Genomic DNA, 14,050 nt, shown 5'->3' on the forward strand with positions numbered 1-14,050 from the left:
GACACTATTTTTCATTCGTTAGTTCATATGTTTGGTAGCTGCCGAGCAGTTTGACCTCACAGCCAATCGCTTCTAATTCCTGAATCGCGCCAGGGACAAGGACATCATCCATTTCTTTTTCAATATCTATTATAAATAAATAGTGTCCAAGACCCGTTTTTGTCGGACGAGATTCAATTTTTGACAAGTTGAGATTCCGCCAAGAAAAAGCAGATAACACGCGATGCAATGCACCTGATTGGTCATCCTTTGGCAGACTGACGACAATGGTCGTTTTTGGCTTCGATGAGAACCCAGCATTCATTGGGAACGACGCCTTAGGATCTTTATGTAAAATAACAAAGCGTGTATGATTGTGCGGATAATCATGAATGTCTTTTTTTGCAATCGTTAAACCATATGTTTGCGCGGCAATTTCATTGGCAATGGCCCCAGCAGCCTCATCCGGATGCTCACTGATATATTTGGCTGCATAGCCTGTTGATTCTACCGGACGGTGCGGAATATCTGGGTACTGTTTTTTCAGAAATTGATGGCACTGGGCAATCGCGTGCGGATGTGATTGGATCACATCTAATGTCTCCCAGCTTTCCGCTCTTGATGGGTGGACAAGCAAATGCTGCCGAATCGGTGCTGTCATTTCACCAACAATGGACAGCGCTTCCTCATGAATTAAATAATCAATCGTTAAGTTCACAGATCCTTCGAGTGCATTTTCAAGTGGAACGACCGCCAAATCGACTTCGCCTTTTGACACAGCATCCATACATTGCGGAATCGTTGCATAGGCACGCTGCACTGCATCTGCTGGAAAGCAAGAGCATACGGCCAAATGAGTAAATGTTGCCTCTGGTCCAAAATAACCTACAGTTAATTGCTTCATCTGCTATGATCTCTCCTTTTACGCCCCAGAACCTAGAATTTCAACTTTTTCGACAAATTCAAGTTTTCTTAATTGATTCATGACTGTATTGATATCATCTGCCATACCAGCCGTGCTAATGGATAGGGTGACATTCGCTCTTCCCTGCAGCGGAATCGTTTGGTGAATGGATAACACATTACAGCCAGAGTCCGCCACAATTTGAAGCAGCCTTGACAGAGCCCCAGACCGATCCTCAAGGTGGAAAAACAATGTGATGATCTGCTCTTTCACCATCGTATAAAATGGAAAAACAGCATCTCTGTATTTATAAAAAGCACTGCGGCTTAAATCCGCTTGTTGAACAGCATCGGCAACTGAATCCGCTTTTTTGCGATCGAGAAGCTTTTTGACTTCAAGCGTTTTTCGCATCGCATCTGGAAGGACATCCTCTCTTACTAAATAGAACGTTTCTTCTTTCACCTGTTTTCTCCCCTTTTAAAAACGGGAGAGCCCATGGACTGGACCCTCCTTTTGATCAATCAATAAATTCAAATTCAAATTCAAGCAGACGAATGATGTCGCCGTCTTTTGCACCACGCTCACGCAAGGCATCATCGACACCCATTCCGCGCAGTTGTCTAGAGAATCGTTTCACGGACTCGTCTCTTGAGAAATCTGTCATCTTAAACAGTCGCTCAAGTGCTTTACCCGTTATGACAAACGTACCGTCAGGATCTCTTGTGATCTCAAATGGCGCGTCTCCCTCATCAAACCTGTACATCACGCGGTTATCAGACAGTTCCTCTTCATTATAGAGCGGGAATTCCGGTGTTGTTTCAAGCTGATTGGCGATTTCAAATAAAAGCTCACGAAGCCCTTCTCTTGTGATCGCACTAATTGGGAACACTTTATAGTCATCCGTTAATTTTTCTTTAAATGCCGCTAGATTGTCAGCTGCTTCTGGCATGTCCATTTTGTTCGCTACAATGATTTGTGGACGCTCAGTCAATCTCATATTGTATTGCTCAAGCTCTTCATTAATCGTCACATAATCTTCGTACGGGTCACGCCCTTCAAGTGCTGACATATCAATGACATGGACAATAACCCGTGTCCGCTCAATGTGGCGTAAAAATTGATGACCTAAGCCAACGCCTTCGTGCGCTCCTTCGATCAGTCCTGGCAGATCCGCCATGACGAAGCTTCGGTTATCATCTGTTTCGACAACTCCTAGGTTCGGCACAAGCGTTGTGAAATGATAATCCGCAATTTTCGGTTTCGCAGAAGAGACAATTGAAAGCAGTGTCGACTTCCCGACACTTGGGAAACCAACAAGTCCAACATCTGCAAGTACTTTTAGTTCTAAGATGACGTCACGTTCTTTTCCCGGCTCACCGTTTTCAGAAAGCTGCGGTGCAGGGTTTGCCGGTGTTGCGAAACGTGAATTTCCACGTCCGCCTCGTCCGCCTTTTGCAATGACTGCCCGCTGTCCATGCTCTGTTAAGTCAGCGAGTACTTGTTCCGTCTCTGCATCTGTCACGACCGTACCGGGCGGAACTTTGACAATCATTTCTTCCGCATTTCGGCCATGCTGGTTTTTACTCATTCCATGCTCGCCGCGATCCGCCTTAAAATGGCGCTTATAACGAAAGTCCATCAACGTTCTGAGTCCTTCGTCTACTTCAAATACAACATCTGCACCATTTCCGCCGTCGCCGCCAGCTGGTCCGCCTTTTGGCACATATTTTTCACGACGGAACGCCACCATACCGTTTCCGCCGTCACCGCCTTTAACATACACTTTAACCTGATCTACAAACATAACTTCCTCCGTTTCTCTGCATCACATATCTCGTTCTTGCCTCAAACAAAGCTCAATCATGGACTCATGACTTGTCACATGAAATTGAGCTACACTCATACATGGATAGTTTGCGTCATGAAACGCATTTAACGCATCCAAACTTGTTAATTTTCCTTTGAAATCAAAATATAAGACCACATCATTCTCTTCTTGATCTGTTTGGAACGTGACCGTTAAATGATTTTCAGTTTTTTGGCAAACTGATTGATCGAATATCGAAAACAACTCCTGTGATACCGTTAGCAGCTGCGATTCATATGCTGATAAGTCTCGGGTTTCACCAAGCACTTCATATTCTAGGGTGATAAAATGCGACTCCCAATTAAATGTTAGAAAGTAATAGGCCAATTGGGGAATTTTTAAATTTGAGAGTTTGGATTCATGCTGTGCTTCAATGACCATTTCTTCTATAATTTCAAACACCCGGTCATATTTTTCTAATGTCAAGTTGCCCTTGATCAGCTGCAATTTATTCATCCAGTCGTGTCTTGAACGACTGAGCAGATAGATCAATTCATTTGTTAATGCAACGTGAGTTAATTTTTCGTTTTGTTTACTTGGTATCTCTTCCATTATCGCACTCCCAATCGTTTGGTCTCTCTTTTAGGAGTCTTATCATCACTATGTCTCCCTGAATTATAACAGAGAAGACAGCATAGAAAAACACTAGTTATGTGAGGAAAGGTTGTTTTTTCTGATCTATAGGAGAAAATGAGGCAAAGTCAGCAAAAGTTCTTTGATATTTATGGAGTGCATCTTCTTTTATCATCTTCGATACTACGTGTAAAAAGTGAAAAAAACTCCAGTCAATGACCGGAGTTTTTAGCAATTATTGTGCCGCAGGATATACGCTCACTTTTTTACGGTCACGACCGAAACGTTCGAATTTAACTGTTCCGTCGATTTTAGCGAAAAGAGTGTCGTCGCCTCCGCGTCCAACGTTTTCACCTGGATAGATTTTCGTTCCACGTTGACGATAAAGGATAGAACCACCAGTTACGAATTGACCATCAGCACGTTTAGCGCCTAAACGTTTAGACTCAGAGTCACGTCCGTTCTTTGTAGAACCTACCCCTTTTTTAGATGCGAAAAATTGAAGATCTAATCTAAGCATGAAGTTCACCTCCTATTTTTTTGTAGATATTCTCACATAATCGTGATAATCTCGTTCGATTGTCTCTAAGGAAACGACCATGCCTTCTAAAAGCAGCTGGGCTTTTTCAAAGGATACTGGATCTGTATCAGCTGGCAATTCAAAAGAGAAATAGCCGCCTTCTTCACCAATATCGAGCAGTGGATCCATTCCTGTCAGTGCAATAATTGAATTGACTGAGCCGAAAACAACAGCAGATACACCTGCACAAACGAGATCCTGACCTTTTTCAGCAAACTCGGCATGTCCAGTCATCTGAAAAGACGTAATGCTTTCATCTGCTGCCGACCGAGTAATGGTTGCTTTGATCATATCACTCACACGCCTTAAGCGTTGATTTTTTCGATAACAACTTTAGTGTAAGGTTGACGATGACCTTGTTTCTTGTGGTTGTTTTTCTTCGGTTTGTACTTGAACACAGTAATTTTCTTACCGCGACCTTGTTTTTCAACTTTAGCCGTTACTGTTGCTCCAGCAACTGAAGGGTTACCCACTTTGACAGTGTCTCCGCCGACAAACAATACGTTTTCGAAAGTTACTGTTTCACCTGCTTCAGCAGCTAGTTTTTCAACATAAACAGTTTGACCTTCTTCAACTTTTACTTGTTTACCACCAGTTTCGATAATTGCGTACATCTCTGCACCTCCTAATAAACTCAGACTCGCCGAATACAGGGGGCCTTAGGCTCTTTACACCTGCTTCGCGCGGTTGTAGCACGGGTGCTACATATCCATAACATTAAAAAATATATCAAATTAGAAGCAGAATGTCAACGTATTTTCATCACTAGTACGGCAAAAGGAGCTCTTCCATTGAGGAGTTGGTTCTTCGATCTGAAAAATACGCATGGAGCAGTTCATTTTCGTCAAGCTGGCTCATTTTCACGCCATCTCTTTCAATAATAATCGGATGCTTACAGCCTCTTTGGAATCGCGCCATGACTTCATATACTTTTTCCTCAGCGCTCGCTCTCAGCGGAATAAGCTTTTCTACCTTTTGCTCTTTTTTACCGTAATAGCGTTCTAGTAAAAAGCGGACCCTGACGTAATGCCGCTGCCGGTGCTCCATTACGAGTGAATAGGCTAAAAAAGTGAGCAGCACCCAGCCGTTGAATTGCAGAGGCGCAAACAAAAGTAATCCGCCTGTCAATAGACCGAAAAAGACAAGGGAGCCTTTTATGGCAAGGGCATGTGCACGTTGGAAAGGGTAATATGCTGATAAGAGCAAAAAGAATAATTTCCCGCCATCAAGCGGCCAAATAGGCAAAAGATTCACAAGAAAAATCGCCATATTATAAAAAGTGAACATCGTAAAAATGTCGTGCGAAATAAGAGAAGTTTCCATGAAAAGCCATGCCATAAGCTGGAGCGGTACATGCTGGAGCGGCCCGCATAAAATGACCGCCAGCTCTTCCTTTAGCGGACGATTCCCATGCTCTTCTACTTCTACCGCTCCGCCAAATGGCAGTAAAAAAATCCGCCGAATGCGCCAATGATAATAGCAAGCAGCCGCTGCATGTCCAAGCTCATGGACAAAGACGATGATGAGCAGACAAAGCAGCGGCTTGATTTGACCAGAGAGAATCGCAAACGCCATCACAATCCACAGCAGCGGATGAATGTGAATTTTCGTCAGCATGACCAGCCATCTATTCAAAGGTCATCACCTGAATAGGATCGATAAACTGTTCATTTTGCTTAATGGCAAAGTAATATGTGCCCTTTCCTTGATCATCAAGTGAGATCTGGCCAATTTTCTCACCCTTATCGACAAAATCGTATAAGGCCACATCGGCTTCCTTTAATTGACCGTACCAGCTATAGCTGTTATCCGCATGCTGCACGACCACTGTAAGCCCTGTGTCACTTTTCTTTTTCACTTCTACTACATAGCCTTCCTTCATACTATCAATCGCTTCAGCCGATGTTTCGACTTTGACACCTGCTCCATTTTGCGTAAAGGATTCCTGCACTTTTCCAGAAGCAGGTACAGCCAGTTCTTGGTTCGCTTGTACATCTTTTTGGTCTGCCTTTTTGTCGGTTAAAAAGGCAAGGGGGTTTCCAACTGTTTTCTCAAACCAGTGATTGGCAGCAGCAAATTGAAAATCTTGCTCAAAGGTCTGCGTAATGATCGGCTTCAGCTGCTGAAACGGCCCTGCCTGACCTTTAAATGAAATGGCTGCAATCAACACAAGGGACGCAGATAATAAACATTTAAGCACAAAAGCATTGGGGTTAAATAACGGATGCCGATATTTCTTCGGCTGGTGAGACGACGACTCAAAGGAAGACGACCCTGAATGCTTTTCTTCCTCTGTCAGCATGACCCATGGAGGGATATCTTCTTTTTTCTTGAAAGTCGTCTTCTTAGGTGGAGCAGCTGGCTGCTTCGTTTTGCGGCGCTGCGCAATTTTCTTTCGGTACTCGTCCACTCTTTTCATGAGATCACCCTTTACATACAAACAGTTTGTACATTTTATGTGACGACCTCATCTGATATGCAACAAAAAGACCGATTCTCATTGAATCGGTCTCATCTTACTTGAATGCTTATGCTCTTACACCAAAAAATGCTTTCAGCTTCGCAAACATTCCTTTGTTTTCATCTTCAAATGATTGAAGCGGAACAGATTCGCCTAGTACACGGCGGGCGATATTACGATACGCAATCGATACTTTGTTTTTAGCATCCATGACAATCGGTTCACCATTGTTTGAAGCCTTAATCACGTCATCATCATCTGCGACAATGCCAAGAAGATCAATCGATAAGTGATGTACAACTTCATCCACATCCATTGAATCGCCACTTTTCGCCATGTGTGTACGAATACGGTTGACAATCAAACGAGGTGGTTCGATATCTTCTTGTTCTAACAAGCCGATGATACGGTCAGCATCTCTCACAGCTGAGATCTCAGGCGTCGTCACGACAATTGCCTTATCTGCACCTGATACAGCATTTTTAAAGCCTTGCTCAATTCCAGCAGGGCAATCAATAACGACATAATCAAAGTCTTGTTTCAATGATTGAATTAATTCTTTGATCTGCTCCGGCTCTACAGCCGTTTTATCGCTTGTTTGAGCAGCGGGTAAAAGATACAAAAGATCCTCGAAACGCTTATCTTTTACAAGCGCTTGGTGAATTTTACATCTTCCTTCTACTACATCGACTAGATCATAAATAATGCGGTTCTCAAGCCCCATCACGACATCTAGATTCCGAAGGCCAATATCGGTATCCACTAGACACACTTTTTTCCCTTGAATTGCTAGTGCTGTGCCTAAGTTTGCAGATGTTGTTGTTTTGCCAACGCCGCCTTTTCCTGAGGTAATCACAATAGCCTCGCCCAATTTCACATTCCTCCCTCAAGCCTTGTCAGATTAGGTCTTATATGAGCCAATTGCTGCAGGCGTTCAATGATCATGTTGCCATCTATATCTAAATAAGCACATTCCATTTCGTTTCCATCTTCTTTTTGATCTGGTGCACGGTTAAACACTTGTGCGATGCGAAGCTGTGTTGGAATCATACGAGATGCCGCAATGACAGCTTGTTTATTCCCATTACATCCAGCATGTGCCACGCCTTTTAAAGCGCCGAGCACAAAAATATTTCCCCCTGCACGAATCGTTCCGCCAGGATTGACATCTCCTATTAATAAGAGATCTCCTTCGACATACAGCACCTGTCCAGAGCGCACAATTTTGGCTACAGAGGTAATTTCGGCCTCTGCTTTTAATCGTCTCGCCTCTTCAGTTGACATGACGTCACTTTCAATGGAGTGAATGACGAGATGTTCATTTTCAGAGACCGCTTCAGTCAAACGCATTTCCTGATCCTCTGTTAAATACCGAAAACCAAGCTTAATATGCACATTAACCTTATGCCCTTCTCTACCATCTGTATATTGCTCAAGTAAAAGAACCTCTCGCAAGCCAGAAAGAAGGTCATCAAACGAACAGTCATCATTTAACTGTAATGTTAATCCGTTTTTTGTACCTTTTATCGTCACATATTGCTGTTTTTGAGTTTTCAAGATGCTCACCTCAACAACATACTCATTTCGCCGTAATTGGACAAACTCCTGCTTTTATTCGTCGATCAGTCCTTGTTTCATATTGATGAAAAAGAGCCTAAGCGGCACAACAAGTATGAGAGACGCAGCAGTATTTAAAAGAATCGTTGGAATAAAGCGTTCGATGACATACGTATTAAACGGCATAATCCCTGGTTGAATTGTCGCTTGAACGCCGTATACATAAAACTCCATCACGGAAACAGCAATAATTGACAGAAAGACGACCACTAGCATATTCGTTTGCAGAACTTTAAAGGCTTTCGCTAGCAAATAGCAGAGCGCTCCAAAGCCAAACATATGAACACCAAGTATGCCTGTATACGAAATATCATATAAAAGTCCAAAGATAAAACCGAAAATCACACCATATTTTTGATTCACAAAAGCAGTCATAAATACAAGTGCGAGTAAGATGAAATGAGGAGCTAAAATTTGATTGTCTGAAACAAATGGGAGCTTCACTAGATCGACAAAAATACTGTCAAATACGAAGATAAACAACATGACGAAAGCAAGAAGGACACGTCTCACGAGCCTTCCTCCTTCGTCAATTCAGATGCATCTGCCGTACTTGAGCTGCGATTCACCACAATCACGCGGTCTAAATTGTTGAGTTCAGCCGCTGGTTCTACATAAATGATTTTTGTCAGGCCGTAATGATCTGGCTCGATTTCACTCACCTTACCAATCGTCAAGCCTTGCGGGAATACGCCCCCTGCTCCAGATGTTTCAACAAGATCTCCTTTTTTGACATCTCCATCTGCATCAGATTTCAGAATATTCATTGTCAGCATTTTTTTCTTACTGTCATAACCGTTAATAATTCCGTTGAGTTCTTCTTTGCCCTTTTTCGCAAAAATTTTCGTTGAAATTCTATTATTTTGGTCCGTAGAGCTTAGCAACCTTACAGTTGAAGTAAAATTGTTGAGCTTATCACTTTCAATTTTCCCAATTAACGCACCACTCTCATTTGTGACCGCCATATCTTTGTCAACGCCTTGTTTTTTCCCTTTATCAATCATCACAAAGCTATCCCAAAGGGACGGGTTTCTCGCGATAACCGTTGATAGAATTGGCGTATAATCACGAATAGAGTTCACATATCCGAGCTGCTTGCGAAGCTTTTTGTTCTCATCTTCTAGTTCTTGAAGTTTCGCCTCATATTGAGTTTGTCCATCAAGTTTTTTTCGAAGACGCTCGTTTTCATCATATGTGTTCTTTAAATCTTGTACGTTCCCATAAATACCGGCAATAAATTGTGATGGTTTATGAAAGACACCTTGAAAAAAGCCTGTCGTATCCCCCACTAATTTTTCCGGCCATGAAGCACCTCTGCCGCTTTTCACTGAAAAACCAATCATGGCCACCAGTACGATGACACAGACAAGGAGCAACATTAATCTTTTATTCATAAAAAACTGCGGCATGTCTTACACCTCTTTATTTACGCCCGATTATCGATTATCTTTAGATTTTCCTTTGAACAAATGAATGTGCTCTAGTGCTTTTCCTGTACCGATTGCCACACAGTCAAGCGGGTCTTCAGCAATAATGACTGGCATCTTCGTTTCATCACTAATGACTTTGTCAAGATTACGCAGCAATGCACCGCCGCCTGTTAAAACGATTCCGCGGTCCATAATATCTGCTGCCAGCTCAGGCGGGGTTTTTTCAAGTGTCATTTTCACCGCATCGACAATTGTTTCCACCGTATCGCGAAGCGCTTTTGCAATCTCATCTGCCGTAATAGAGATCGTTTTTGGGAGACCTGTTAAAAGGTCACGGCCGCGAATATCCATCTCATCATGTACATCAGGCTGTGCAGAACCGATTTCCATTTTAATGGCTTCTGACGTACGGTCACCGATCATCAGGTTATACGTTTTACGGATGTAGCTGCTGATCGCATCATCCATTTCATCTCCTGCCACGCGGATCGACTGTGAGGTCACAATGCCGCCAAGAGAAATAATAGCTACCTCTGTTGTACCGCCGCCAATGTCTACAACCATACTTCCTGTTGGCTCCCATACAGGCAGGTTAGCACCGATCGCCGCAGCAAATGGCTCTTCAATCGGGTATGCGTCACGTGCACCAGCTTGTCTTGTTGCATCAATGACTGCACGCTCTTCTACAGCTGTAATACCAGATGGTACACATACCATCACGTAAGGTTTACGAGCAAAAAGCCCTTTGCCTTTTAATGCTTGATTAATGTAATATTTCATCATTGTTGCTGTCGTCTCGTAATCTGCAATGACTCCGTCTTTCATCGGGCGTAGTGCCACAACATTACCAGGTGTACGGCCAATCATGTTTCTAGCGTCATTTCCGACCGCCACTATAGACTTCGTATCAGTTTCCAAAGCTACGACCGAAGGTTCTCTTACAACAATGCCTTTTCCTTTAATAAAAACAAGCGTATTCGCTGTTCCAAGATCTATTCCAAGGTCTTTTGTACCAATTCCAAACATATGTATGTATCTTCCTTTCTTAAACCAAAATTCCCTTTAGGGAAAAACTCATAAACTCTATTATATCGTAAAACATTGAAAAAAAAAGTGTTACAAATACCCTTTTTCCTTCAAACTCACAAATTTTTGATCACCTATGACAAGATGATCAAGCAGCTGGATTCCAATCAGCTTTCCACATTCAAAAAGTCGCTGTGTAACTTCAATATCTTCCCTGCTGGGCGTCGGATCTCCAGATGGATGGTTGTGCACACATATAAATGAGGCCGCCGAACGTTTAAAGGCCTCTTTGAAAATTTCACGCGGGTGAACGATCGATGAATTCAGGCTTCCAATAAACACGGTATGTTTATGAAGAACTTGATTTTTGGTATTGAGATAAAGACAAACGAAATTTTCCTGTGTCAAAAATCTCATATCTTCCATCACAAAGTTCGCTCCGTCTTCTGGTGTGCGGATCACATAGCGGTTATCCGTCGTTTGATGGTGTAATCTAGTGCCGAGTTCTAAAGCAGCTAAAAGAGAAATCGCCTTCGCCTTTCCAACTCCTCGGATCTTCGACATTTCTTCAATTGAGGCTTCTTTTACAGAGCGAAGACCGCCAAATGTTTGCAGAAGTCTTGCAGAAATTTGGAGAACTGATTCTTTTTTTGTGCCTGTTCTTAGAAGGATCGCAACAAGTTCATGATTTGACAAACTGCTGGGCCCGTATTTGATAAATCGTTCTCTCGGTTTTTCATCATGAGGGAAATGCTTTAGCAGCATAGGGAAATCGTTCAGGATGACCACTCCTTTTAGAATTCCTTCCTGTCTTCAAAAAGGGGTGATTCCAAAGGTTTCAAGCACTCTGACTGTTTTCGCAATAGGTAGACCTACAACGGAAAAATAATCACCATCTATTTTTTGAACAAACAGTGCGCCTTTCCCTTGAATGCCATAACTTCCCGCTTTATCAAGGGGCTCGCCCGTATTGATATAGCGATCTATTTCATTTTGAGTCAGCGTCCAAAATGTCACTTCTGTCTGTTCATAAAATGTTTCTTTTCTATTCTCTGACTGAACCGTGACACCCGTCAAGACTTGATGTGTCTTTCCTGATAATAATTGAAGCATGAAAGCCGCTTCTTTCTTATCTTTTGGTTTCCCAAGACATTTGCCGTCAATTGCAACAATTGTATCTGCACCAATGATCACAGCTTTAGGATTTAATCTTTGAATATCATTTGCTTTTTGTTCTGCCAACCATTGGACGTTCTCAGCAGGAGAAAGGTTTCGATTTATTTCTTCTTTTAAATGACTTGCTTGAATATCATAAGAAAACCCTGCTAGATCAAGCAATTCTTTTCTTCTAGGTGATTGAGATGCGAGAATCAATTGGTTCATGTTTGTTCATCCTTTCAGGGTTTAGCCTAAGAAGTAAGATACCCATTCATCCTAGCAAATGTACATCTTACCGACAATCTACGAAAATTCATTTTTCATGTACCTTCATCATTATGTTGGATGTAAAAGAAAAAAACTAGTCATTTTTTGACTAGTTTCGTTTCTAAAAAAATGATTTTACGTATTTAATTGATCAAGCAGTGCCTGCTGAGATTTCCAGCCGTTTTCAGCAGTTGGGTCATTTAATAGCTGCACAGCTTTTAGCAAACTGCTTTTAGCCGATGCGTCCGCTGTTTTGGCACTTTCAAGCTCAGAAATCAGCTGCGTGACTTCCTTTTGATCCACTTCATCGCCGGCAATCACTTTAGAGGATAATACAGATGCCTTTTCTATTAAACTAGTCAGCTCATCCGGTACTTGAAATGAGAGCTCCTTTCCTCCCCACGCCTCAAAGTGCTGATCGATCAGCTTCTTCCCTACAGCGCTTGTCATTCCCTGCTCTGTCGCAAGCCCAGCAATGACATAATATCCATCATCCATTGAGACCTTTTTCCCCGCATATCCTGCATCTTTTAAGTTTCCAACTAAGTCATCTGCTCCTTTTTCAGAGGAAAATTTCCCAGCCTGTACAACAAAGGTTGACAAACTGCCAGAGGCACTTTTTTCATCGTTGTTCTCTTTTGATTCATCCGTAGTATCTGCTTTCGGCGCATCCCCGCCGGCTTTCATCGATGATTGATTTCCAGATCCAGATGCCGAGACACTGATATCTCCACCTGATGGACTTGGTGTACCATCTTGACTTAAACTAAGCGCAAACACCCCAAGGCCTGTCCCAAGAACCACCGCAAACACAATCGTTGTCATCACTCTCTTGAAGGGGCCGCGGTTTTTACCAAACTTCTGATCAAAGGAGCCTTTTTTCTTTTGATAAGGCGTGACGACCTTTGGATCAGAATGATAAATATGATCAGCTGCATCATCCCACTGGAAATCTTCTTCTTTCGGTTTAGACGAATCTTCCTGAGAAGCCGCTGTCTCCTGTTCCGACTGCCTCTTTTCCTCCCAATTCGAAAACGTCACTTGATCTTCCTGCTGTTTTGGCGGCTGATGATCATCTTCATGCAGCATTTCTTCCTTGCCATTAATATTGACCTTGAGCCCTTGTTTTTTTGCCTGCCTCTTTTTCACTGTCATTCCCCGCTTTCTGACATGTTTGTAAGAAAGACCTTTCTGTCCAATGAATCAGCGCGAATTTAACCCGTCCTTCTTTCTGTTTCACACTTTAACATAGCAGTAAAAAAAAAGAACAAGACTTTTGTCGGCAGGGCAAAAAAGTGTTCGCCAATTTTTTCATCCCTTCGACTAGTCAAATAGAAACAAGACATGAGCCTCAAAGAGATACAGCCAAAAAGAAAAAGCGATCGCAGGAACAAAGGGGAATGGCTCGTCTAATTGAAAGGAAAAGACCTTCGCATAGACCATTCCAGCGATACATGAGAGAAAAAGCATGAGGAGGAACGGCTTGAAGCCAAAGCAAAACGCAAGCAAACTGAACAGCTTCATATCAGCTCCGCCCATGCTATTTGGCTTAAAATAATCTAGACTAGAAAACAAAAGAATGCAAAAAATCAGAGAAGCCGCTCCTTCCCACCAGATAAGAAGCGGTTCCAGCGTGCGGTATATGACGAAAAGAGGGAAAAAGAAGAGAAACAGCTCGTTTGGCACCTTCATATAGAGAAGATCACTCACGACAGCAATCACGAATAAACTACAAAGAATCACAAGGAAAAGACCTTCAAACGAAAAACCAGCGATTCTATAAATGAACAAAAAAAGACCGCCTGACAGCAGCTCAACCATTGGATATAACCTAGACAACCGAGTGCCGCAATGTTTACAGGCCCCCCTCAAGAAAGCATACGAAACTATCGGGATCATCTCGTATAGAGAAAGCGGCTGTTTACAGGCTATGCAGTGAGAGCGAGGGAAGAGAATAGACCGCTTCACCGGCAGCCTTTCGCCAACGAGATGAAAGAACGAACCCATCGTGATGCCTGCAATAAACAGAAAAATCTCAATCATATATGGTGCTCCTTCCGGGAATAAGATAGACCGGATTTTACCATGACCCTATCCACTAAAGCATCTAGTGAAAATATGATTTTCCCCCTTTACTACATATAAAAAGAAAAAGACGCAGGAGGCATCAAAGCCATTTGCGTCTTTT

Annotated in this window: 18 protein-coding genes and 1 other annotated feature; all 18 genes read right to left on the reverse strand. The window is 42.6% G+C overall.

Annotation, left to right across the window (positions count from 1 at the left end; translation table 11 throughout):
• Positions 1-4: 4 nt before the first annotated feature.
• Entirely contained in the window at positions 5-883 is an 879-nt protein-coding gene (gene pheA, locus C6Y01_RS08010) for a prephenate dehydratase (protein ID WP_034661622.1), read from the reverse strand.
• Between the two features lie 18 nt (positions 884-901).
• A complete protein-coding gene (locus tag C6Y01_RS08015) occupies positions 902-1,345 on the reverse strand; it encodes an ACT domain-containing protein (RefSeq protein ID WP_003216269.1) in 444 nt (147 codons plus the stop codon).
• Between the two features lie 55 nt (positions 1,346-1,400).
• Positions 1,401-2,687: a GTPase ObgE gene (gene obgE, locus C6Y01_RS08020; protein WP_034661626.1), complete on the reverse strand. Its 1,287-nt coding sequence runs from the start codon at positions 2,685-2,687 to the stop codon at positions 1,401-1,403.
• Between the two features lie 21 nt (positions 2,688-2,708).
• A complete protein-coding gene (locus C6Y01_RS08025; protein ID WP_034661629.1) occupies positions 2,709-3,302 on the reverse strand; it encodes a sporulation initiation phosphotransferase B in 594 nt (197 codons plus the stop codon).
• Between the two features lie 256 nt (positions 3,303-3,558).
• Positions 3,559-3,843: a 50S ribosomal protein L27 gene (rpmA, locus tag C6Y01_RS08030; protein WP_003216586.1), complete on the reverse strand. Its 285-nt coding sequence runs from the start codon at positions 3,841-3,843 to the stop codon at positions 3,559-3,561.
• A gap of 12 nt (positions 3,844-3,855) precedes the next feature.
• Positions 3,856-4,194, reverse strand: a complete 339-nt coding sequence (locus C6Y01_RS08035; RefSeq protein ID WP_034661634.1) for a ribosomal-processing cysteine protease Prp — start codon at positions 4,192-4,194, stop codon at positions 3,856-3,858.
• 14 nt (positions 4,195-4,208) lie between these two features.
• Positions 4,209-4,517: a 50S ribosomal protein L21 gene (rplU, locus tag C6Y01_RS08040; RefSeq protein ID WP_003216781.1), complete on the reverse strand. Its 309-nt coding sequence runs from the start codon at positions 4,515-4,517 to the stop codon at positions 4,209-4,211.
• A 12-nt stretch (positions 4,518-4,529) separates the two neighbouring features.
• Positions 4,530-4,602 (reverse strand) — a sequence feature (ribosomal protein L21 leader region).
• Between the two features lie 66 nt (positions 4,603-4,668).
• A complete protein-coding gene (locus C6Y01_RS08045; protein ID WP_106038027.1) occupies positions 4,669-5,538 on the reverse strand; it encodes a M50 family metallopeptidase in 870 nt (289 codons plus the stop codon).
• A complete protein-coding gene (locus tag C6Y01_RS08050; RefSeq protein WP_034661641.1) occupies positions 5,531-6,322 on the reverse strand; it encodes a M23 family metallopeptidase in 792 nt (263 codons plus the stop codon). The genes C6Y01_RS08045 and C6Y01_RS08050 overlap by 8 nt, the downstream gene beginning before the upstream one ends.
• Before the next feature lie 109 nt (positions 6,323-6,431).
• On the reverse strand, positions 6,432-7,235 hold the full coding sequence (minD, locus tag C6Y01_RS08055; RefSeq protein ID WP_003216504.1) for a septum site-determining protein MinD: 804 nt from the start codon (positions 7,233-7,235) through the stop codon (positions 6,432-6,434).
• A 2-nt stretch (positions 7,236-7,237) separates the two neighbouring features.
• Positions 7,238-7,921: a septum site-determining protein MinC gene (gene minC / locus C6Y01_RS08060; RefSeq protein WP_034661644.1), complete on the reverse strand. Its 684-nt coding sequence runs from the start codon at positions 7,919-7,921 to the stop codon at positions 7,238-7,240.
• 54 nt (positions 7,922-7,975) lie between these two features.
• The gene (gene mreD / locus C6Y01_RS08065; protein WP_034661648.1) at positions 7,976-8,494 is read right to left on the reverse strand and encodes a rod shape-determining protein MreD; all 519 of its coding nucleotides are present in this window, start codon (positions 8,492-8,494) and stop codon (positions 7,976-7,978) included.
• Entirely contained in the window at positions 8,491-9,390 is a 900-nt protein-coding gene (gene mreC, locus C6Y01_RS08070) for a rod shape-determining protein MreC (RefSeq protein ID WP_003216396.1), read from the reverse strand. Before mreC ends, mreD begins: the two co-directional genes overlap by 4 nt.
• Positions 9,391-9,417: 27 nt before the next feature.
• Positions 9,418-10,437, reverse strand: a complete 1,020-nt coding sequence (locus C6Y01_RS08075; protein WP_012010766.1) for a rod shape-determining protein — start codon at positions 10,435-10,437, stop codon at positions 9,418-9,420.
• A 90-nt stretch (positions 10,438-10,527) separates the two neighbouring features.
• Entirely contained in the window at positions 10,528-11,202 is a 675-nt protein-coding gene (radC, locus tag C6Y01_RS08080) for a RadC family protein (RefSeq protein ID WP_034662037.1), read from the reverse strand.
• A 48-nt stretch (positions 11,203-11,250) separates the two neighbouring features.
• Positions 11,251-11,820 carry a Maf family protein gene (locus C6Y01_RS08085; protein WP_034661651.1) on the reverse strand — a complete coding sequence of 190 codons (570 nt, stop codon included), beginning with the start codon at positions 11,818-11,820 and terminating at the stop codon, positions 11,251-11,253.
• A 177-nt stretch (positions 11,821-11,997) separates the two neighbouring features.
• Positions 11,998-13,017, reverse strand: a complete 1,020-nt coding sequence (locus C6Y01_RS08090) for an SPOR domain-containing protein (RefSeq protein WP_034661655.1) — start codon at positions 13,015-13,017, stop codon at positions 11,998-12,000.
• Positions 13,018-13,185: 168 nt separating this feature from the next.
• Entirely contained in the window at positions 13,186-13,905 is a 720-nt protein-coding gene (locus tag C6Y01_RS08095) for a prepilin peptidase (protein WP_034661658.1), read from the reverse strand.
• Positions 13,906-14,050 lie beyond the last annotated feature (145 nt).

Origin of the sequence: Bacillus sp. NMCC46, assembly GCF_002998465.1 — a bacterium.
Taxonomy (GTDB): domain Bacteria; phylum Bacillota; class Bacilli; order Bacillales; family Bacillaceae; genus Bacillus.